This is a genomic window from Nesterenkonia sp. F (assembly GCF_000220985.1).
Classification (GTDB): Bacteria; Actinomycetota; Actinomycetes; order Actinomycetales; family Micrococcaceae; genus Nesterenkonia.
This window is the reverse complement of record NZ_AFRW01000123.1, coordinates 1-19,775: the sequence shown is the minus strand read 5'-3', so window position 1 is coordinate 19,775 and position 19,775 is coordinate 1. Positions and strand designations below refer to the sequence as shown.

Here is a 19,775-nt window from a genome sequence, read left to right as displayed (position 1 = left end):
GTCCTCGCACTGGTGCTCTGCGGGCTGGTCTCCATCTCCACCGTGCTCACCCTGCTCTGGCAGGCCGGCCACATCCTGTACTGGCGCGCCGATCCGGGGGCGATGCTCGCCGCGCTGGTCATGGCCCCGGTGCTGCTGGGCATGCTCAGCCTGCTCAGCCAGGCCGCGACGACCGCGGCCAGCGCCTGGTTCTCCGGACGCCGCGCGCGCGACCTGTTCGCGGTGCTCGGCGTGGGCCTCGCGGTGATGATCTGGCCGATCACCACTGCCGTGCAGAACTCCTTCGACACGCTGGCCGACGCGCTGCCGACGATCACCACAGTGCTGGCGGCCACGCCGCTGGGCGCGGCCGCCGCGGTGCCTGCCGACGTCGCCGCCGGCGACTGGGCCGCCGTCGGCCTGCGGCTGGTGATCGTGGTCGCCACGATGGCCGTCGCGCTACTCGTCATCCGGGCGGGGCTGGTGCGGATCACCGAGCGCCCCCGTCCTCCGGCGGCCTCGCGCTCCGCAGGCCGGCGTGGGCTCGGGGTGCTGGGCCTGGTCCCGGACCGGCCCTGGGCGGCCGTCGCGGCGCGGGCGCTGATCTACTGGATGCGCGATCCGCGCTACGGCGGCTCGCTGATCGTGCTGCCCGGCCTGGTGGCCGTCGCGGTGATGCTGCATCTGCAGAGCCAGGCCGACTGGACGCTCTACGGACTGGGTCTGCTCGTCGCGTTCATGCTGGGCTTCGGGATCTCGGCCGACGTCTCCTACGACCATTCGGCCTTCAGCCTGCACGTCACCGCCGGAGTGCGGGGGATCGACGATCGGCTGGGCCGGGCGCTCGCGCTGCTGGCCTTCGCGGTGCCCGCGACGCTGATCGCCGCCATCGTGCCCGCGGCCCTGGTCGGCGACGCGACGGCGGTGGTGCTGACCACCGCGGTCAGTCTGGGACTGCTCCTCGCCTCCACAGGGATCTCCAGCCTGGTCTCGGCGCGCTTCACCTATCCGGTGCCGCGGCCCGGCGACAGCCCGTTCAAGCAGCCGCCCGGGGCCGCGGGGCGCACCATGATGGTGCAGCTCGGCTCCATGGTGGTCATGGCGGCCACGATGCTTCCCGAGCTCGTGCTCTGGATCGTCTGGATGTTCGCCGAGCTCGACTGGCTGGTGCCGGTGCTCCTCGCCGTGACGCTGCTCAAGGGCCTCGGGCTGCTCATCCTGGGCATCCGGCTCGGCGCCCGCGTCTATGACCGGCACCAGCCCGAGCTCTTCCAGCAGGTCAGCGACTGACGGCGAGTCGGCCGCAGCCGGCGTGGACGGTGCGACGGCCGACGCCGGCTCGGGCGAGTCGTGGGAGCGGGAGCGCAGGAACAGCGTCGCCGCGGGCGCTGTTGGCCCGGACGGACGTCGCCGTCCGGTGAGGTCCGCCGTCGTCTCCTGCACGAGAGGAATACCCCCATGCGCCGTGTCACCGTCCCCGATTCCGCCGGACTCGACCGTCTCGTCGTCGAGGACGTCGTCGATCCGGGAGAGCCCGGACCCGGCGAGATCCGCGTGCGCGTGCACGCCAGCTCGTTGAACTTCCACGACTACGCGATCGTCGCCGGCTTGATGCCCACTGCCTCCGGACGCGTGCCGATGGCCGACGGCGCCGGCGAGGTCGAGGCCGTCGGAGCCGGCGTCGAGGCGTTCGTCGTCGGCGACGCCGTGGTCTCGACCTTCTTCACCACCTGGCTCGACGGGCCGCCGACCACAGGAGAGTTCTCCCAAGTGCCCGGCGACGGGATCGACGGCTTCGGCCAGCAGATCGTGGTCCGGCCGGCGACCTCCTTCACCCGTGCGCCGGCCGGCTGGAGCCATGCTGAGGCCGCGACGCTGCCCACGGCAGGGGTCACCGCCTGGCGCTCGCTGGTGGCCGACGGCGGGCTCAGTGCCGGCCAGTCGGTGCTGGTGCTGGGCACCGGCGGCGTGTCGATCATCGCGCTGCAGATCGCTCGCGCCATGGGCGCCGAGGTCATCGCCACCACCTCCTCGGAGGCGAAGCGGCGTCGGCTCGAGGAGCTCGGCGCCGGGGCGACCATCGACCGGACCGAGCACCCCGAGTGGGGGCGCCGAGTCCGCGAGCTCACCGACGGCCGCGGCGTCGACCACGTCGTCGAGGTCGGCGGCGCCGGGACGCTGCCGCAGTCGCTGCAGGCCGTCGCCGTCGGCGGCGACATCTGGCAGATCGGCGTGCTCACCGGGGTGACCGGCGAGGTGCCCACCGGTGCGCTGCTGGGCCGGCAGGCCACGCTGCACGGAGTCGCCGTCGGCAGCCGGGCGCATCAGCAGCAGCTGGTCCGGGCGCTGGAGACCACCGGCATCCGTCCGCTGATCGACAGCAGCTTCGAGCTGGCGCAGATGGCTGAGGCCTTCCGGCACCAGGAGTCTGGACGCCACGTCGGCAAGATCGTCCTGGAGCACTGAGACCGGTGAGGCTGGTGAGACCGGGACCGGAGGTCTGCGTCCGCACCGGATCTCGCCGAGTCGCCGCGGGCCGGTAGAATGGGGGACATGATGGTTCATGCGCACAGCCACTCCGCCGCCGAGGTCTCCGGCCAGGAGGACCTCGACGTCCGTCTGCACACCGCCGACCCGGACGCCGCGCCGTCCTCCGGCGGCGCCGCCACGATCGAGCGGGAGCAGCAGGAGCAGCAGGCCGAGCCCGGCGACCACGAGCGGTTCTCCCACTACGTGAAGAAGGACCGCATCATGGAGTCCGCGCTGGAGGGCGACGCCGTCGTCGCCCTCTGCGGCAAGGTCTGGGTGCCCTCCCGCGACCCGCAGCGATTCCCGGTCTGCCCCGAGTGCAAGGAGATCTACGAGGAGCTGCAGGGCGGCGACGACGACTCCGACTCCGGATCCGGAAAATCCGGCGGCGGATTCTTCGGCTTCGGCCGCAACAAGTAGTCCGACGTTTCGCCCGGCACCCGCCGGACGGCCCAGCGGTCGTCCGGCGGGTGCCGTGTGCGCGGGCGCCACGCCCGCTCCGCCGACGGCAGATCCACCATCCCCGACCTTCCAAGGGTGCTTGCACAGCTGTGACTGATTCCTCGGGCGTTCAGACGGAGTCGCTCTTCGACGTCGGCAGCGACGTCGGCTCGTCGATGCCGCCGGTCTATCCTCACCGGGCGGCGCGCGGCACGGCGCCGAAGCTGCGCCAATGGCAGCAGGAGGCGCTGGACCTCTACATCGAGCGACGGCCGCGGGACTTCATGGCCGTCGCGACCCCGGGAGCCGGCAAGACGACCTTCGCGCTGCGGGTGGCGAAGCTGCTGGTCGACTCCGGCGAGATCAACCGGCTGACCGTCGTCGCCCCCACCGAGCATCTGAAGCATCAGTGGGCCGACGCCGCCTCGCGCCTGGGGCTGGCGATCGACCCGAACTTCAAAAACTCCGATGGCCGCCACGGCCGCCAGTTCCTCGGCGTCGCGGTGACCTATGCGCAGGTGGCCAACAAGCCGGCGCTGCACCGCAACAAGACCGACGCCGGCCGCACGCTGGTGATCCTCGACGAGATCCATCACGCCGGCGACGCGCTGTCCTGGGGCGACGGCATCCGTGAGGCCTTCGAACCCGCGGCGAGGAGGCTGGCGCTGACCGGCACGCCGTTCCGCTCGGACACGGCGCCGATCCCGTTCGTCGACTACGTCGAGGACGCCGACGGAGTGCGCCGCTCGAAGGCCGACTATTCCTACGGCTACGGCCCGGCGCTGCAGGACAAGGTCGTGCGCCCGGTGGTCTTCATGGCCTATTCGGGGACGATGCGCTGGCGCACCTCCGAGGGCGAGGAGATGGAGGCCCAGCTGGGGGAGGCCGCCACCAAGGACATCACCCAGCAGGCGTGGCGCACCGCGCTGAACCCCGAGGGCGAGTGGATCCCACAGGTGCTGGCCGCCGCGCACCAGCGGCTGCTGAAGGTCCGCGACCGCGTCGAGGACGCCGGCGGGCTGGTCATCGCCACGGATCACGAGCACGCTCGGGCCTACGCCGCCCAGCTGGACAAGCTGACCGGCCAGAAGACCACGGTGGTGCTCTCCGACGACGACGAAGCCTCCGAGCGCATCGAGGAGTTCACCGCCGACGGCTCGAAGCTCTGGATGGTCGCCGTCCGGATGGTCTCCGAGGGCGTCGACGTGCCGCGGCTCTGCGTGGGGGTCTACGCGACCTCGACGTCCACGCCGCTGTTCTTCGCCCAGGCGGTCGGGCGTTTCGTGCGTCGGCGCAACGCCAGCGAAGTCGCCAGCGTCTTCCTGCCCTCGGTGCCGACCCTGACGGATCTGGCCAATGAGCTGGAGGCCGAGCGCGACCATGCCCTCGACGTCCCCGAGTCGGCGCAGAAGACCGATGAGGAGGAGGGGCTGGACGACGATCTGCTCGAGGAGGCGGAGAAGGAGGAGAAGGCCTCCGACGAGCTGGCCCGCGGCTCCTTCGCCGCGCTGGACTCCAACGCCTCCTTCGACCGCGTGCTCTTCGACGGCGACGAGTTCGGTCTCGGCGGAGAGGTCGGCTCGGACGAGGAACGCGACTTCCTCGGCATCCCGGGGCTGCTCGAGCCCGAACAGGTCTCCACGCTGCTGCGCCAGCATCAGGCCGAGCAGATCAAGCGGCGCCCGCAGGATGCGCAGGATCGGGCGGCCGACGTCGTCGACCACCGACAGCTGAAGAAGCTGCGCGGCCAGCTGAACAAGTCGGTCTCGGCGTACGCCGGGAAGACCGGCATGCACCAGGGCACGATCCACAACAAGCTGCGCGAGGCCTGCGGCGGCCCGCAGGTGGGCCAGGCGACCCAGACGCAGCTGGAGGAGCGGCTGAAGAAGCTGCAGAACTGGTTCGTCGGACGGAAGTGAGCTCAGCCGGGTCGGGCCCGGCGACAGCTCAGCCGCGGGCCGACGCCCCGGCCGGCCGGCCCTGCGGCTCGGGCGCTCTCCGGTCGGCGATCAGGGCGCGGACTGCGGGCACGAGTGCCGCCAGCGCGATCACCAGCAGCAGGTGCACCGCCGAGTTCTCGCCGCCGTGCTGGATCCACCCCTGCCAGCCGCCGGCGAGGTCCACCGGGGCGGGCATCTGCGAGGCGTCGGTCGTGATCGTGAAGGACCAGAGGCACAGGGCGGTGCCGACGACGAGGAAGCCGCCGAGCAGCCCCAGGCGCACGCCCGGAGCCCGACGGCGCGGGAGCGCGGCGACGAAACCGTAGACGGCGGCGCCGACCGCGGCGATGCCCAGCAGCGGGAGTCCCGGTGTGCGCGTCCCCGTGACCGAGATGACCTCGTTGGTCGCGCTCATGGTGATGCCGAGCTCGGCCGCCATGACCTGGACGCCGAGCAGGCCCGTCGCCAGGACGTGGACCACGGCCAGCACGCCCCCTCCGAGCGCTGCGAGCCCCGCCGTCGCCGGGGATGTCCTCTGTCGCTTTCGTTCCACAGTTCCTCCGTGCTCGTCGGCTCTCGCCGGTGCTCAGAGCTCGTCGAGCCGGACGACCTCGATGTCGGCCTCGGCGAACTCCTCATAGGTCTCGGCCACTGCCGCGGCGTCGACGCCGGCGGTGAGCTCGCGGATCACCCGCACCTGATAGCCGTTCTCCACCGCGTCCAGCGCGGTGGCGCGCACGCAGTGGTCGGTGGCCAGCCCGACCACGGTGACCGCGTCGATCTCCCGCTCGGCCAGCCAGGCGTGCAGATCCTCGGCGTCGGCGGCGACGGCGTCGGCGGCGCCGACCTTGGTGCCCTTCTCGCCTTCGAGCGTGCCGACCTTCTCCGGATCGCCGACCAGGCCCTCGAAGCCCGAATAGCCGTCGCTGTAGAGCCCCTTGAGGAAGGGTTGGTCGACGTGGTCGGTGTCCAGGTCGTCGTGGAGCTCGGCCCCGTGGGTGCCGGCCACGCAGTGCACCGGCCAGGAGGTCCGGAAATCTGGATCGTCGGAGAAGTGCGATCCGGGGTCGATGTGCCAGTCCTGCGTGGTGACCACGGCCTCGTACTGGGCGTGGGCGTCCTCCAGATGCTCGCTGATCTCGCCGGCGACGCGCGCGCCGCCTTCGACGGCGAGCGCGCCGCCTTCGCAGAAGTCATGCTGGACGTCGACGATGATCAGGGCCTCGGCCATGATGATCCTCCTTGTCGGCGGGCTGTCCCTTCCACGCTACTGCACGTGCCGCGCAGCCGGACACCGGCTGGCGGGGGAGTCAGAAGCGGTCGCGCACAGCGTCCTGCGTCGGACCCCGCCGATGGCGCTCGGCTCGGTCGAAGTCCTCGGTGACCAGGGTCATATTGGCCATGGCGCCGGCCATGGTGCCGGTGCTCATCGCCGTGGGGACGTTGGCCATCGGCTGGGCGACGTTGCCGGCGGCGAAGATCCGCCCATGGCTGGTCCTGCCTCCCTGGTCGACCGCCAGGAAGCGGCCTACGGGGGTGTCGGCGCGTTCCAGGTCGAGAGCGTCGAGGAAGCCGTCGTGCGGGATCAGCTCGCCGGCGGTGAACAGTGCGTCGAGGGCCACCTGCCTCCCGTCGGCCAGCTCCACGTGGTGCAGGCGCTCGCCGTCGCCGACGACCTCGACCACCGCGGACGGCTCGACGACGACGTCACGGACGGCGAGCCGGTCGAGGGTCTGCTGCTCGAGGGGCTCGGCCGCGGCGCTGAAGAACGTCAGTCGGTCGCTCCACTGGCGGATCAGCTCGGCCTGGTGCAGGCTCATCGGGCCGGCGGCCAGCACTCCCAGTCGGGCGTCGCCGACCTCCCAGCCGTGGCAGTACGGACAGTGCAGCACAGCGGTGCCCCAGTGCTCGGCGAGACCGGGGATCTCCGGCAGTCGGTCGCTCACTCCGGTGGCCACGACGACGGCGCGCGCCCGGCGGACGACGCCGGTCGTGTCGGTCACGTGCAGCGGCCGCGGGGCCGCGGCGTCCGGGGAATCGTCGGCCGCCGGGGCCGACTCGACGACCTCCACCGCGCCGGCCTCGGCGAAGGAGACGCCGTACGCGGCCGCTTCGGCCCGTCCGCGGCCCAGCAGATCGGCCGGGTCGAGGCCCTCGTGGCCGAGGACGGCATGCATGCCGGCGGCGAAGCGATTGCGCGGGGCACCGGTGTCCAGCACGAGGGTGTCGCGCCGGGCGCGGCCCAGAGCGACGGCCGCGGAGAGACCGGCCGCGCCGCCGCCGAGGACGATGACGTCATGGAGCCGTGAGGGGGCGACCGCATCGTGGTCGGCGGATGTGTGGGGCGTGGGGACGGCGGAGGATGCGGGGGATGAGGTGTTCATGGCTTCATCCTCCTCCTGCGACTCGATCTCAGAAATGCATCTTGCCGGATCGGCAAGAATCTCCCATGCTGGGAGGAGCGACGCCGGCTCCGGCGCGCGAGGCAGGCTTCGAGGCAGGGTTCGAAGCAGCGATCGAGACAGGAGGACGGATGGACGCGCTCTCTCAGGTCGGGCTGCGGCTGCGCGCCGCGCGCACCGGGCGGGGCTGGACCCTGGACCGCCTGGCCCGGTCCGCCGGCGTCTCGGCGAGCACGATCTCGCGGCTGGAGTCCGGCAAACGCCAGGCCAGTCTGGAGCTGCTGCTGCCGCTGACGCGGAGCCTGGGGATCGCCGTCGACGATCTTCTCGCCGTCGAGCCGGGCGACCCGCGCGTGCGTCGTGACGGCTGGCGGCAGGAGGAGATGCACGTCCAGCCGCTCTCGCCGGAGACCGCGCCCGTGCAGACGATGAAGCTGACCTATGCCCCGCGTCCGCCGCTCCCCGCCGAGGAGCTCCACAGCCACCCCGGCCACGACTGGTGCTATGTGATCTCGGGTCGGCTGCGTCTGCAGCTGGGGGAGCAGGAGATCATGCTGCATCCGGGAGAGGCCGCGGAGTTCGACACCGTCACTCCGCACGCGTTCAGTGCTCCCGGCCCGGAGTCGGCCGAGGTGATCGGCATCTTCAACGAGTCCGGCGAGCACTTCCGCACCCGCGTCTCGTCCTCACCATGACGCGATGACTCCGCGGAACGGGTGGGAATGCGTCGGCTTTCCCGCGCTTTCCACGGAGTCATCGCAACGGGGGCCTCAGTCGAAGACGGTCGGCAGCACCGGCTCCCCGTCCTGCAGCCGATGCGCGGCCGTGGGCAGCTCGGCCACCGAGGCGCGATGGCGCTCGCGGGCGGCTTCGACGCCGGACGCGCCGGTGTGCTCGGCGCGGATCTCACCGTCGACGACCAGCGGGACCATCAGCTCCCGCGCTCGGCGTCCCTCGGGGTCGGGGGCGCCGCCGACCCCGATCAGCTCGGTGGTGGCGGAGCCGTCGGCCCCATAGGTGCGCAGCGGGTGCTTGACTCCGCCGACGCTGCGCTTGCCCACCGCGGTCTTGGCCACGGGCACGGCGGCGCCGTCGGCGTCGGTGCGTTCGACGAGCTTGTAGACCATCGAGGCGGTCGGCGCCCCGGAGCCGGTCACCAGCTGGGTGCCCACGCCGTAGGAGTCCACCGGCGCGGACTGCAGTCGGGCGATGGCGTATTCGTCCAGGTCGGAGGTGACGATGATCCGGGTGGAGGTGTTCCCCAGCTCGTCGAGCAGCCGGCGGACCTCGTGGGCCTGTTCGACCAGATCGCCGGAGTCCAGCCGGACGGCGCCGAGCTCGGCGCCGGCGGCCTCGACCGCGCGCCGGACGCCTGCCGCGACGTCGTAGGTGTCGACGAGCAGCGAGGTCGACGGGCCGAAGGCCTCGACCTGCGTGGCGAAGGCCTCCTGCTCGGAGTCGTGCAGGAGGGTGAAGGCGTGGGCCGCGGTGCCCAGCGTGGCCACGTCCCAGCGGCGGCCGGCCTCCAGGTTCGAGGTGCCGGAGAAGCCGACGATCATCGCCGCCCGCGCCGCGGCGGTCGCACTGGCCTCCTGGGTCCGGCGCGAGCCCATCTCGACGCAGGGGCGGTCGCCGGCGGCCAGCGTCATCCGGGAGGCCGCCGAGGCGACGGCGGAGTCGTGGTTGAGCACCGAGAGCAGATAGGTCTCCAGCAGCGTGGCCTCGGCGAAGCTGGACTCGACGCGCAGCACGGGGGAGTGGGGCAGGTAGACCTCGCCCTCGGCGTAGCCGGTGATCGTGCCGGAAAAGCGGTAGTCGCGCAGGAACTCCAGCGTCGGCGCGTCGACGATGCCCCGGTCGTCGAGCCAGCCCAGCTGCTCCTCGGTGAAGCGGAAGCGGGCGAGCCCTTCGAGCAGCCGGCCGGTGCCGGCGACCACACCGTAGCGGCGCCCGGCCGGCAGGCTGCGGGCGAAGACCTCGAAGACGCAGCGTCGATGCGCGGCCCCGGACCGCAGGGCGGCCTGGACCATGGTCAGCTCGTACTGGTCGGTGCGCAGCGCGGTGGAGTCGCCGGGCCCGGCGGTCGCGGCCTCGGATGTCTGTGTCACGGTCACCAGCGTAGAATATCGGCCATGAGCTCCACTGCAGGGTCGACGCTCGCCCGCGGAGAGACCGACCTCGAGGAGGAGTCCTCGGTCCGGGCCGCGGCGCAGCGTCCGTATCACGTCGTCGTCTGGAACGACCCGGTGAATCTGATGTCCTACGTCAGCTGGGTCTTCCGCACCTATTTCGGCCACTCGTCCTCTCGCGCCCACGAGCTGATGATGCAGGTCCATGAGAAGGGCCGCGCCGTCGTCGCCACCGGAAGCCGTGAGCAGGCTGAGCGCGATGTGACCGCCATGCACCACTACGGCCTGCAGGCCACCCTCGAGGAGAGCTGAGCGACGTGGCCACTGCCTTCCGTCCCACCACCCGCGGCTGCCGCGCCGAGCTGGAGCAGCACGAGCGCCGGCTCCTCAGCCGTCTCTGCGGCGATGTCGTGACGATCCTCGAGGGGCGCACCCGGAACGTCTCCGACGACGCCGACGTCTCTGACGACGCGCCGGCGAGCGAGCCGATCGAGGCGCCCGCCGACGCATCCGCCGACGCATCCGCCGACGCATCCGCCGACGCGCCCGCCGACATCGGCATGGACGACTCGGTCTTCGCGCATTTCAGCGCCGAGCTGGCCGGCCTCGACGGCGACGACTCGCTCTCCGCGCCCGAGGACCCGGTGCTGCGCCGGCTGCTGCCCGACGCCTCGACCGACGCCGAGGAGGCCGGCCGCTTCCGCCGGCTCAGCGAGTCCTCGCTGCGCGCTGCGAAGATCGCCGATCTGCGCACCGCCCGGATGCTGCTCGAGTCCTCGCCGGTGCAGGTCACCGACGAGCAGGCGCCGATGCTCGGTCGGGCGCTGAACGACGTGCGGCTGACCTTGTCCGCCCGGCTCGGCGTCGAGGACGAATCCGACGCCGAGGCGGTCCAGCAGCGCGCGGTGCGCGGCGGCGGCAGCGACGAGGAGACGTTCATGGCCGAGGTCTACACCTTCGTCACCTGGCTGCAGGAGACGCTGTTCTCGGCGATGCTCGAGGCGCTGCCCGACGATGGCGGGGACGGCGACGCCGAGGGTGGAGCCGCGGACGGCCGACGGGCATGAGGGTCGGCGGCCACGATCGCGGCCGTCAGGCCCCCATCGGGATCTTCGACTCCGGCGTCGGCGGCCTGACGGTCGCCCGCGCCGTGCTCGACCAGCTGCCCGACGAGCGGCTGATCTACATCGGCGACACGGCCCACGGTCCCTACGGGCCGCTGCCCATCGCCCGGGTCCGCGCCCATGCGGTGGGCGTGATGGACGAACTCGTCGACGCCGGGGTCAAGGCCCTGGTCATCGCCTGCAACTCGGCCTCGGCGGCGGTGCTGCGCGACGCGCGGGAACGCTACACCGCGCGGTACGGGATCCCCGTGGTCGAAGTCATCCAGCCGGCGGCGCGACGCGCGGCCGCGGCGACCCGCAGCGGCAGCATCGGCGTCATCGGCACCTCTGCGACGATCGGCTCGCGCGCCTATGAGGACGCCTTCGCCGCGGCGCCGCACCTGCAGGTGCACGGTGCGGCCTGTCCGCGGTTCGTGGAGTTCGTCGAGCGCGGCATCACCGCCTCCGACGAGCTGATCGCGCTGGCCGAGGAGTACCTGGCCCCGCTGCAGGCGGCCGCCGTCGACACCTTGGTGCTGGGATGCACTCACTACCCGCTGCTGACCGGCGTGGTCTCCTACGTCATGGGCGAGAAGGTCACGCTGGTCTCCTCGGCGGAGGAGACGGCCAAGGACCTCTTCGTGGCGCTGACCCGCCACGGACTGCTCAATCCCGGCGACACGCCCGACGCGGGCGAGCACAGCTTCCTCTCCACCGGCGACGCCGAAGCCTTCCAGCAGCTCGCTCGACGGTTCCTGGGGCCCGAGGTGGCCTCCGTGCGCCGCATCGACCATGTCACCGAGACCTATCCCACCGGTGTGATCCGGAGGATCACCCCGGATATGCTGGCGGCAGCGAGAGGATCGTCGGGGGACGCCGTCTCCGCCGGGGCCGCCGGACAGTCGGCCGACCCGGCGGCGGGTGCGCGTCCCGCCGGCGGAGACGTCGACCGAGGGCTGGGCAGCACATGGAACTGACGATCATCGGATGCAGCGGGTCGTTCCCCGGGCCGGAGTCCCCGGCGTCCTGCTATCTGCTCAGCGCCGAGCACGAGGGCCGCACCTGGCGGATCATCCTGGACCTGGGCAACGGAGCGCTGGGGAAGCTGCAGCAGCACATGGCGCTCGAGGATCTCGACGCAGTCTGCCTGACGCATCTGCACCCGGATCACTTCATGGATCTCTGCGGGCTGCACGTGGCCATCCGCTGGCGCCCCGGTGGCTGGCCCGGCAAGCATGTCCCGGTCTACGGGCCCACCGGCACCGACGAGCGCATCGCCAGCGCCTACGGGCTGGAGACCGACCCGGGGATGCACCCGGACTTCGACTTCCGCGACTGGCGGTCGCGCACCCCGGAGACGGTCGGTCCCTTCACCATCACCCCGGTGCCGGTGCGCCATCCCATCGAGGAGGCCTACGCGCTGCGCGTGGAGGTCGCCGAGGGGGCCGGCGGCGAGGTCCGCACGCTGACCTACTCGGGCGACACCGACGCCTGCGAGGGGCTGATCGAGGCCTCCCGCGGCGCCGACGTGCTGCTCTGCGAGGCCGCCTTCGAGGACGGCCGCGACGACCATCTCGAGGGCGTGCACCTCAATGGACGCCGCGCCGGGCTGACCGGCGCCGAGGCCGGCGTCGGGCGCATGCTGCTGACCCACATCCCGGTCTGGACCTCCCAGCGGACCCTGCTGGACAAGGCCCGCGAAGTCTACGACGGCGAGCTCGCCGTGGCCGTGGCCGGCGTGACCTACCAGGTCGAGCCGGCCCCGCCGCGACGAACCGTCGCCGATGCCTGACCACGGGCCCCTGAGCCCCACTGAGCCCCCCGAACTCCCGAGAGGACTGTGAGAACACGCGTGACTGAAAACCATCTGCGCAGCGACGGACGCACCCCTGACCAGCTCCGCGAGGTGCGCATCACCCGCGGCTGGTCGACCCACGCCGAGGGCTCGGTGCTCATCGAGTTCGGCGAGACCCGGGTGCTGTGCACGGCGTCGTTCGAGGAGACGGTGCCGCGCTGGCTCAAGGGCCGCGGCAGCGGCTGGGTCACCGCCGAATACGCCATGCTGCCCCGGGCGACCGGCAGCCGCTCGCCGCGCGAGTCGGTCAAGGGCAAGATCGGCGGGCGCACGCACGAGATCTCCCGACTCGTGGGCCGCGCGCTGCGCGCCGCCGTCGACACCGAGGCTCTCGGGGAGAACATGATCACGCTGGACTGCGACGTGCTGCAGGCCGATGGAGGCACCCGCACCGCGGCGATCACCGGCGCCTACGTGGCGCTGGCCGACGCGATCGAGTGGGCTCGCCGGAAGGGACACGTCGCCCGATCGGCGAAGGTGCTGACCAGCTCGGTGGCCGCGATCTCCGTGGGCATCCTGCCCGACGGCACCCCGGTGCTGGACCTGCCCTACACCGAGGACTCCACCGCCGAGACGGACATGAACGTCGTGGCCACCGGCGAGGGCGACTTCGTCGAGATCCAGGGCACCGCCGAGGGCGCGGCCTTCGGCCGCGGCGAGCTCGACCGGCTGCTGGACCTCGCCCTGCAGGGCACCGCCGAGCTGACCGAGCACCAGCGGCGGGCACTCGCCGAGGAGCTGCCCACGACGCCGGGGCGGCCCTGATGCACCCGTCCCTGGTGCTGGCCACCCATAATCAGGGCAAGCTGCGCGAACTGCAGGCCCTGCTGGCCGAGGCCCCGGAGGTCTCGGACGCCGGTGTGGACCTGGAGAGCGCCGTCGTCGACGCCGGCACGGCAGGCTGCACGCCGGTGGCCGAGACGGGGGTGACCTTCGAGCAGAACGCCCTGCTGAAGGCCCGCGCCGTCACGGCGGAGACCGGTCTGGCCGCCGTCGCCGACGACTCCGGGCTCGCCGTCGACGTCCTCGGCGGGGCGCCCGGCATCTTCTCCGCCCGCTGGGCCGGGGCGCGGGCCTCGGACGCACGGAACCTGCAGCTGCTGCTCGAGCAGCTGGCCGACATCGGCGAGGAGCATCGGGCGGCGGCCTTCGTCTGCTGCGCGGCCTTGGTGCTGCCCGACGGCACCGAGATCGTGCGTCATGGTCGCCTCGAGGGGACGCTGCTGACTGAGCCCAGGGGAGAGGATGGGTTCGGGTATGACCCGATCCTGCGTCCGGCGGGCGAGACGCGCAGCTGCGCGGAGCTGAGCATGGCCGAGAAGAACGCCATCTCTCACCGGGGGAAGGCCTTCGCGGCTCTGCGCGCGCCGATGGCCGCGGCGCTGGCCGGCGAGGCGGCCGGCCATCAGTGGCCCGGTCAGGAGCACGGCGGCCGGTGAGCCTGGACTTCACCGCCGTCGACTTCGAGACGGCCAACGGATTCCGCGGCTCCCCCTGTTCGATCGGACTGGTGCGGGTGCGCGACGGCGTCGAGGTCGACGCCCACTATGCGACGATGCGTCCGCCGCAGGGATTCGACCGCTTCGATCCGGCCAACGTCGCCGTCCACGGGATCAGCGCCGAGCAGGTGGCCGACCGCCCCCGCTTCGCCGAACTCTTCGCCGAGATCTCAGCGTTCGTCGGCGAGGACGTGCTGGTCGCGCACAACGCGGCCTTCGACATCGAGGTCTTCCGCTCGGCGCTGGAGGTCAGCGGGATGTCTTCGCCGGGGCTGAGCGCCTGGTGCACCGTCCAGCTCTCCCGGGAGGTCCTGGCTCTGGACTCCCACGCGCTGCCGTCGGCGGCCGCCGCGGCAGGCCACGAGCTGCGCCACCACCATCATGCCCTCGACGACGCACGGGCCTGTGCGGCCGTGGCGGTGCACATCGCCGCGCGGCGCGGGACCGACGACCTCGACGGCCTCGCCGGTTCGCTGGGACTGCAGACCCATGACCTGCCGCGCTGGCAGGGACGCCCGGCCCGCGAGTCGCGGGCGACGCGCCAGGTGCGCACGATGGGCCCGATCTTCGACGCCCGGCGGATCACCGTCCCCGACGATCAGCTGCCGGACCTGATGCGCTGGCAGGACGAGGGGAAGAACCTGCCGCCCGCCGTCGGGGCGGATCCCGCCCACCCGCTGCACGGCCAGCACCTGGTCTTCACCGGCGGCCTGGGCGTGGCCCGCGGCGAGGCGAAGCGTCTGGTCGCCGCCCACGGGGCGCGGACGAGCTCCCGGGTCACCGCCGGCACCACGATGCTGGTCGTCGGCGACGGCGCCGTGGGCGAGGAGCTGGCGTCGGTCAGCAGCGACGTCAGGGAGGCCGATGGCGTGCTCGGCGGGGAAGCCGAGGCTCCGGTGCTGCTCGACGGCCCGCTGGCCAGCAACAAGGCTCGTGACGCGCTGCGCCGCCTCGCCGGCGGCCAGCCGATCCGGCTGCTCTCCGAGCCGGAGCTCGCCGAGCTGCTCGGGGAGGCGTGGCCGATCGCCCGCGACCTCGCCGACTGACCGGTCGGCGGCCCGATCCGGGCGACTGCTCCTGCCGGCCGGTCAGCCGGCGGGCAGCGTGACCCTCCGCCACTCGGCGACCAGCTCGGTCAGCGCGGCGGGGACGTCGCCGTCGTCGGCGATCGGCGACTGCGCCAGGTCGAGCAGCGCCTGCAGCTGGCGGCGCAGCGTCTGCGCGGCGTCGAGCTCACCGGGGCCTCGCCCTCCGCGCCGGCGAGCAGCTCGTCGAGCTCGCCGCCCAGCGAGTCGGCATGCTCGGCGAGCTCGGCCGCCGGAGCAGAGGCGGCGCGGCGGAACAGATGGACCAGGCGCTGCGCGCGGTCCAGGATCAGCGGATGCCCGTGGGTCAGAGCCGTCGCCTGGCGGACCCACTGCTCGCGCAGCGCATCGTCGATATAGGGCACCAGCGCCAGCGGGACCAGACGCAGCAGCACCGTCGGGTCGTCGAGCTCCGGCTGCGCCGGTGCGGTGGGATAGGCCATCTCCCCGGCGGCCAGACCGTCGACGCCGGGGGTCTCGGTGCCGGGGCGCACCGCCAGGGGTACGGCGCCATCCTGCTGGGGACCGGAGGTCCTGCCCGCGGCGCGCAGCCGGGCCGAGAGCTGCTCGTCGACGCTGCGCGACGGCGGACGCGGGGCCGCCTCGGGGAAGCCGCCGGTGACCAGCCGGTGCCAGCGCAGCGCGGCCAGCCAGAAGCAGGCCAGCGGATCGGCGCCGACGCCCTGGTGCGTCCAGTCGAGCAGCTCCAGGAGCCCGTCGGCCAGGCAGAGCTGATGCAGCGCCTCGGCGTGGACCGCAGCGTCGGACGCGGACGATGCCTCGGACGAGCCGTCGGCCGGCGCCTCCGTCTGTCTCCGGTTCGATCCCTGTCCCGAGTCCTCGTCCGGCAGGGCGGCGGCGAGCACCGACGGCAGCCGCTCGATCAGCAGCAGATCAGCTGCCGAGGCCTGCGGCGTCTCGGGGTGCTCGGACGGCGTGGGGGAGGGGCTCGGTGGTGTCACGGCACTATCCAACCACGTCTGTGGATCCAGTCGGTCAGCCCGGCGTGGGCAGCAGGTGTCTGCGGCGGGCGGCCAGCAGCGGCTCCACATCGGTGACCGTGCGCAGCTCAGTGGTCACCGGTGTGCCGACCGTCCCGGTGACGACGACGGCGGTGCCGTCCGCCAGGTCGGCGGCGAGCCACCAGCTCTCCTCCTCGTCCCAGCGCAGCGCTGCGACGGGCTCTCCGTCGAGACTGATCCTGACGGCCCGGGCCTCATCCGTCGCGCCGACGGCGGAGGGCCGGTACCGGGCATGATTGCGCTGCATGATCGCCTGACCGTGCATGCGCCGCAGGACATGAGGACTGGGCAGATCGCGGACAGTGCGCACGGAGATCGACACCGTCTCGTCCTGCGACTCCTCCGCGACCAGGTGATCCACCTGCGCTTCGGAGGCGTCAGGTGCCCATCGGGCCAGCCTGGCGGCCCCGGTCCGCGAGTCTCCGGACGCCAGGGACGCCTCGACGAGACGTGCGTGGTCGAATCGTTCGCGGACGAGGGCGTCGGCGGCGTCGATCTCCTCCGGGGTGATCGGCACACTTCTCCTCTTCGGGGCGACACGTCAGAACTGCGGCAGAGACAGTCTCTGGAATCAGCCTGGAGGCAGGAGGGTCCGATGCGCCTCCGGCCGTCAGGCGCGGGGCCGGATCCACGTCACACGCGCGCCGCGGGCCGATGCGTCCGGCCCCGTCGATACGGTGGAGCCATGCGTTGGCTGCACACCTCCGACTGGCACCTGGGCCGCGGCTTCCACGGCACCTCGCTGCGCGACGCGCAGCAGGAGATGCTGGAGACCGTCTGCGCCGCCGTCGTGGAGGAGGGGGTCGACGTGCTGCTGGTCTCGGGCGACGTCCACGACCGCGCCCTGCCGCCGGAGTGGGCGGTCACCATGCTCGAGGACTGCCTGAAGCGCCTGGTCGAGACCGGCGTCCAGGTGATCATCACCTCCGGCAACCACGATTCCGCCCGGCGACTGGGCTTCGGCTCGGCGCTGATGCGCCGTTCGGGCGTGCACCTGCGCACCGCCCTGGAGGACGCCTGGACCCCGGTGATGCTGCCCGAGCCCGACGGCTCGGCGCTGCAGCTGGTCTATGGGATCCCGTATCTGGAGCCGCAGCTGATCGGCCCTCGCCTGGGCCTGGCGCGGGCGACGCACACTGCGGTGATGCGTGCGGTCACCGACCGCATCCGTGCCGACGTCGCCGCCCGCGCCGAGCAGGTCGCCGCCGGCTCGGTCGACGGCGTCGTCCCGGAAGCGCCGGTGCGCACCGTGGTGATGGCCCATCTCTTCGCGGCCCGCGGAGTGGGCAGTGACTCCGAGCGGATCATCGGCGCCGACGTGCCGACCGGCGAGTCGGCCATCCACGACGAGGAGACCGCCGGCGGGCTGGCCGTGGTCCCGCTGGAGGTCTTCGACGGCTTCGACCAGGTCGCCCTGGGGCATCTGCACGGGCGTCAGCGGCTCAGCGAGACCGTGCGCTACAGCGGCTCGCCGCTGCGCCTCTCCTTCTCCGAGACCGACCAGGCCAAGGGCGCCTGGCTCTGGGACAGCGCGACGCCGGAGGTCGAACCTCGCCCGCTGGACTGGTCCATCGGCCGACCGCTGGCCCGGCTCGAAGGAACGATCGACGAGATCCTCGACGAAGACACCGTCGCCGCCCACGCGGAGTCCTTCGTACAGATCACGCTGACCGACGAGATCCGCCCCGAGCGCGCCCACCAGCGGGTGCAGCAGGCCTACCCGCATCTGGCGACCTTCACCCACCGTCCTCCCCAGCGTCCGGAGGAGCCGCCGACCTATTCCGCGGCGGTGGAGGCCGCCCGCACCGAGCCGGAGGTGGTCGGGGCCTTCCTCGCCCACGTCCGCGGGCGCGGCGCCTCGGAGGAGGAGCGGGGACTCATCGACGAGGCGCTGGCCGCCGTCCGCGCCGAGACCGGAGGGGTGCGATGAAGATCCACGCCCTGACGCTGACGGCCTTCGGCGCCTTCCCCGGCACCGAGCGCATCGACTTCGACGCGCTGAGCGCCGACGGGCTCTTCCTGCTCAACGGTCGCACCGGATCGGGCAAGACCACAGTGCTGGACGCGATCACCTTCGCCCTCTACGGCGACGTGCCCGGCCGGCGCGACGCGCGCGGACTGCAGAGCCACCACGCCCCGCCCGGCCGCATCCCGGAGGTGGTCCTGGAGTTCAGCCTGGACGGGCGACGGCGCAGGATCACCCGCACGCCCCAGCACACCCGGCCCAGTCGACGGGCGAAGCACGGCAGCGTGAAGGGCAATCCGACGGCGGTGCTGCAGGAGCACGACGGCGCCGTCTGGCGCGAGGCCACCAGCGGCACCCAGGCCGTGGGCAAGGAGATGCACGAGATCCTGCCGCTGGACCGGGCGCAGTTCACCCAGGTGATCCTGCTGCCGCAGGGCCAGTTCGCCGAGTTCCTGCACGCCGGCAGCGCGGAGAAGCAGAAGCTGCTCCAACGGCTCTTCGACACCAGCGTCTTCCGCCGGCTGGAGGATCAGGCGGTGGAGGAGGCACGGGTGCTCGGCCGCCGGCTGGAGCAGGTCGAGACCCGGGCGGCGGAGAATGCCGAGATCGTCCGCCACGGCGCCGCGCAGCTGCTGGGACCGGCCCTCGCAGGGTCCGCAGCAGGCGCTGAGGACGGACTGTTCGACGCCGTGGCCGCCGAGGAGCTCGAGGACACCGTCGAGCAGCTCGCCGCCTGGCATGCCCGCGACCTCGCCGTCGACGCCGCGGTGCGTGCGGAACAGGCCCAGCACGCCGGCGAGGAGGCTGAGGAGCTGCGCCGTCGTCGCACGCGGCTGCTGCGCGCGGAGCAGCACCGCGAGGAGTTCGCCCGGCATCGCGGCGCCGATGAGGATATCTCCGTCGCCCGCGCCGCGCTCGCCGCCGACGACCAGGCCGCCGAGATCCTGCGCTGGGTGCATTCCGCGGACGAAGCCGCCACGACCGTCGCCCGCCGACGCGCCGAGGCCGAGGTGGTGGTGGCCGAGGCCGCCGAGGCGCTCGCCGGCCAGGACGACCTCTCGGTGCCGGAGGCGCTGCCGTCGCGGGGGAGCAGGCCGCGGAAGCCCCTGACGAGAGCGCCCAGGAGACCGCGCTGGAGAGCGTGCTGGCCGAGTCCAGCCAGCTGCGCGGCCGGCTCACCGCCGACGACGTCGCGGGACTGGAGAAGGCGCAGCGACGTCGTCGACGGCGCCGGGCCGAGCTCCTCCGGACGCTGGAGGAGCTCGACGCCGCGCAGGCCGAGCGGACCGCCCAGCAGAGCACCCTCGTCGACGAGATCGAGCAGGACGAAGCGGCCCGTCGCGATCCGGAGGAGCTCGACGCCGCCGTCGAGGCCGTCGGGGCCGCCGCCCAGCAGGCCGCACGCCGCGTGGAGCTCGTCGAGGAGCGGGACTCGGGGTCGGCCCGGGTCGAGGTGCTGCGGGCGGACCTGCAGGCGCGGCAGACGGCCTGGGAGCAGGCCTCCGCCGTCCACCGCGATCTGCTTGACCGCCATCTGCGGCTGGTCGCCCAGCGGCTCTCCGAGCAGCTCGAGCCCGGTGCCCCCTGCGCCGTCTGCGGGGCGACGGAGCATCCCGATCCGGCCCATCGCCGCGAGGACGCCGAGCCGATCACCGAGCAGCAGGTCGAGGACGCCCGCCAGGAGGCGGTGGCCGCCCAGACTGCCCGAGAGCAGGTCCAGGCGCAGCTGCGCGTCGCCGAGGAGGCGGTGGCCGAATCGCGGCGACGGTTGACCGAGCTCGCCGGGGAAGCGGCAGAGCCTGAGCAGCCTGAGCAGCCTGAGCAG

General features: G+C 72.7%; 19 protein-coding genes and 2 pseudogenes. 15 read left to right on the top strand and 6 right to left on the bottom strand.

Annotated elements, in window-relative coordinates:
* Positions 1 to 12: 12 nt before the first annotated feature.
* From GU5_RS16055 to GU5_RS0111695, 4 genes are all read left to right on the top strand, one after another.
* On the top strand, positions 13 to 1,269 hold the full coding sequence (locus GU5_RS16055; RefSeq protein ID WP_010525759.1) for a hypothetical protein: 1,257 nt from the start codon (positions 13 to 15) through the stop codon (positions 1,267 to 1,269).
* A gap of 168 nt (positions 1,270 to 1,437) precedes the next feature.
* Positions 1,438 to 2,445 carry an NAD(P)-dependent alcohol dehydrogenase gene (locus GU5_RS0111705; RefSeq protein ID WP_010525758.1) on the top strand — a complete coding sequence of 336 codons (1,008 nt, stop codon included), beginning with the start codon at positions 1,438 to 1,440 and terminating at the stop codon, positions 2,443 to 2,445.
* Positions 2,446 to 2,532: 87 nt separating this feature from the next.
* On the top strand, positions 2,533 to 2,928 hold the full coding sequence (locus GU5_RS0111700; protein WP_010525757.1) for a DUF3039 domain-containing protein: 396 nt from the start codon (positions 2,533 to 2,535) through the stop codon (positions 2,926 to 2,928).
* Between the two features lie 197 nt (positions 2,929 to 3,125).
* Entirely contained in the window at positions 3,126 to 4,868 is a 1,743-nt protein-coding gene (locus tag GU5_RS0111695) for a DEAD/DEAH box helicase (RefSeq protein ID WP_050806679.1), read from the top strand.
* A 28-nt stretch (positions 4,869 to 4,896) separates the two neighbouring features.
* On the opposite strand, the gene GU5_RS0111690 is transcribed toward GU5_RS0111695, so the two are convergent.
* From GU5_RS0111690 to GU5_RS0111680, 3 genes are all read right to left on the bottom strand, one after another.
* Positions 4,897 to 5,442: a hypothetical protein gene (locus GU5_RS0111690; protein ID WP_139084437.1), complete on the bottom strand. Its 546-nt coding sequence runs from the start codon at positions 5,440 to 5,442 to the stop codon at positions 4,897 to 4,899.
* A 33-nt stretch (positions 5,443 to 5,475) separates the two neighbouring features.
* Positions 5,476 to 6,120: an isochorismatase family protein gene (locus GU5_RS0111685; RefSeq protein WP_010525754.1), complete on the bottom strand. Its 645-nt coding sequence runs from the start codon at positions 6,118 to 6,120 to the stop codon at positions 5,476 to 5,478.
* A 79-nt stretch (positions 6,121 to 6,199) separates the two neighbouring features.
* Positions 6,200 to 7,273, bottom strand: coding sequence for an NAD(P)/FAD-dependent oxidoreductase (locus GU5_RS0111680; RefSeq protein ID WP_010525753.1), 1,074 nt, complete (start codon positions 7,271 to 7,273; stop codon positions 6,200 to 6,202).
* Between the two features lie 149 nt (positions 7,274 to 7,422).
* Here GU5_RS0111680 and GU5_RS0111675 point away from each other — a divergent pair, with 149 nt between their 5' ends.
* On the top strand, positions 7,423 to 7,986 hold the full coding sequence (locus GU5_RS0111675) for a helix-turn-helix domain-containing protein (RefSeq protein WP_010525752.1): 564 nt from the start codon (positions 7,423 to 7,425) through the stop codon (positions 7,984 to 7,986).
* 75 nt (positions 7,987 to 8,061) lie between these two features.
* Here GU5_RS0111675 and GU5_RS0111670 read toward each other — a convergent pair whose 3' ends face one another.
* Complete coding sequence (locus GU5_RS0111670) at positions 8,062 to 9,405, bottom strand: nicotinate phosphoribosyltransferase (protein ID WP_010525751.1); 1,344 nt, start codon at positions 9,403 to 9,405, stop codon at positions 8,062 to 8,064.
* A gap of 18 nt (positions 9,406 to 9,423) precedes the next feature.
* Here GU5_RS0111670 and clpS point away from each other — a divergent pair, with 18 nt between their 5' ends.
* From clpS to GU5_RS0111635, 7 genes are read left to right on the top strand one after another with little or no spacing between them, the layout of a single operon-like run.
* Positions 9,424 to 9,732, top strand: coding sequence for an ATP-dependent Clp protease adapter ClpS (gene clpS / locus GU5_RS17105; RefSeq protein WP_010525750.1), 309 nt, complete (start codon positions 9,424 to 9,426; stop codon positions 9,730 to 9,732).
* A 5-nt stretch (positions 9,733 to 9,737) separates the two neighbouring features.
* Positions 9,738 to 10,487 (top strand): DUF2017 family protein, encoded by a 750-nt coding sequence (locus GU5_RS0111660; protein ID WP_010525749.1) that lies wholly within the window; start codon positions 9,738 to 9,740, stop codon positions 10,485 to 10,487.
* On the top strand, positions 10,484 to 11,500 hold the full coding sequence (gene murI, locus GU5_RS0111655; protein WP_010525748.1) for a glutamate racemase: 1,017 nt from the start codon (positions 10,484 to 10,486) through the stop codon (positions 11,498 to 11,500). Before GU5_RS0111660 ends, murI begins: the two co-directional genes overlap by 4 nt.
* Positions 11,491 to 12,315, top strand: coding sequence for an MBL fold metallo-hydrolase (locus GU5_RS0111650; RefSeq protein ID WP_010525747.1), 825 nt, complete (start codon positions 11,491 to 11,493; stop codon positions 12,313 to 12,315). Before murI ends, GU5_RS0111650 begins: the two co-directional genes overlap by 10 nt.
* 60 nt (positions 12,316 to 12,375) lie before the next feature.
* On the top strand, positions 12,376 to 13,143 hold the full coding sequence (gene rph, locus GU5_RS0111645; RefSeq protein ID WP_010525746.1) for a ribonuclease PH: 768 nt from the start codon (positions 12,376 to 12,378) through the stop codon (positions 13,141 to 13,143).
* Entirely contained in the window at positions 13,143 to 13,817 is a 675-nt protein-coding gene (rdgB, locus tag GU5_RS0111640; RefSeq protein WP_010525745.1) for an RdgB/HAM1 family non-canonical purine NTP pyrophosphatase, read from the top strand. The genes rph and rdgB overlap by 1 nt, the downstream gene beginning before the upstream one ends.
* Positions 13,814 to 14,923, top strand: coding sequence for an exonuclease domain-containing protein (locus GU5_RS0111635; protein WP_010525744.1), 1,110 nt, complete (start codon positions 13,814 to 13,816; stop codon positions 14,921 to 14,923). Before rdgB ends, GU5_RS0111635 begins: the two co-directional genes overlap by 4 nt.
* An 89-nt stretch (positions 14,924 to 15,012) precedes the next feature.
* Here the strand turns inward: GU5_RS0111635 and GU5_RS0111630 are convergent, their stop codons facing one another.
* Both GU5_RS0111630 and GU5_RS0111625 read right to left on the bottom strand, forming a co-directional pair.
* Positions 15,013 to 15,924 (bottom strand): ADP-ribosylglycohydrolase, encoded by a 912-nt coding sequence (locus tag GU5_RS0111630; protein WP_010525743.1) that lies wholly within the window; start codon positions 15,922 to 15,924, stop codon positions 15,013 to 15,015.
* A gap of 34 nt (positions 15,925 to 15,958) precedes the next feature.
* The gene (locus GU5_RS0111625) at positions 15,959 to 16,501 is read right to left on the bottom strand and encodes a hypothetical protein (RefSeq protein WP_010525742.1); all 543 of its coding nucleotides are present in this window, start codon (positions 16,499 to 16,501) and stop codon (positions 15,959 to 15,961) included.
* 168 nt (positions 16,502 to 16,669) lie between these two features.
* On the opposite strand from GU5_RS0111625, the gene GU5_RS0111620 reads away from it, so the two are divergent.
* The 3 genes and pseudogenes from GU5_RS0111620 to GU5_RS17715 form a co-directional block, all read left to right on the top strand.
* The gene (locus tag GU5_RS0111620; protein ID WP_010525741.1) at positions 16,670 to 17,914 is read left to right on the top strand and encodes an exonuclease SbcCD subunit D; all 1,245 of its coding nucleotides are present in this window, start codon (positions 16,670 to 16,672) and stop codon (positions 17,912 to 17,914) included.
* A pseudogene (locus GU5_RS17955) lies at positions 17,911 to 18,399 on the top strand (AAA family ATPase); the annotation flags it as partial. The gene GU5_RS0111620 and the pseudogene GU5_RS17955, both read left to right, overlap by 4 nt.
* 692 nt (positions 18,400 to 19,091) lie before the next feature.
* A pseudogene (locus GU5_RS17715) lies at positions 19,092 to 19,775 on the top strand (hypothetical protein); the annotation flags it as partial.

Bases quoted from the DNA above. Each gene is read 5' to 3' on its own strand.
- GU5_RS0111705 (WP_010525758.1), top strand. From the start codon at position 1,438: ATGCGCCGTGTCACCGTCCCCGATTCCGCCGGACTCGACCGTCTCGTC.
- GU5_RS0111700 (WP_010525757.1), top strand. From the start codon at position 2,533: ATGATGGTTCATGCGCACAGCCACTCCGCCGCCGAGGTCTCCGGCCAG.
- GU5_RS0111695 (WP_050806679.1), top strand. From the start codon at position 3,126: ATGCCGCCGGTCTATCCTCACCGGGCGGCGCGCGGCACGGCGCCGAAG.
- GU5_RS0111685 (WP_010525754.1), bottom strand. From the start codon at position 6,120: ATGGCCGAGGCCCTGATCATCGTCGACGTCCAGCATGACTTCTGCGAA.
- GU5_RS0111680 (WP_010525753.1), bottom strand. From the start codon at position 7,273: ATGAACACCTCATCCCCCGCATCCTCCGCCGTCCCCACGCCCCACACA.
- GU5_RS0111675 (WP_010525752.1), top strand. From the start codon at position 7,423: ATGGACGCGCTCTCTCAGGTCGGGCTGCGGCTGCGCGCCGCGCGCACC.
- clpS (WP_010525750.1), top strand. From the start codon at position 9,424: ATGAGCTCCACTGCAGGGTCGACGCTCGCCCGCGGAGAGACCGACCTC.
- murI (WP_010525748.1), top strand. From the start codon at position 10,484: ATGAGGGTCGGCGGCCACGATCGCGGCCGTCAGGCCCCCATCGGGATC.
- GU5_RS0111650 (WP_010525747.1), top strand. From the start codon at position 11,491: ATGGAACTGACGATCATCGGATGCAGCGGGTCGTTCCCCGGGCCGGAG.
- rdgB (WP_010525745.1), top strand. From the start codon at position 13,143: ATGCACCCGTCCCTGGTGCTGGCCACCCATAATCAGGGCAAGCTGCGC.
- GU5_RS0111620 (WP_010525741.1), top strand. From the start codon at position 16,670: ATGCGTTGGCTGCACACCTCCGACTGGCACCTGGGCCGCGGCTTCCAC.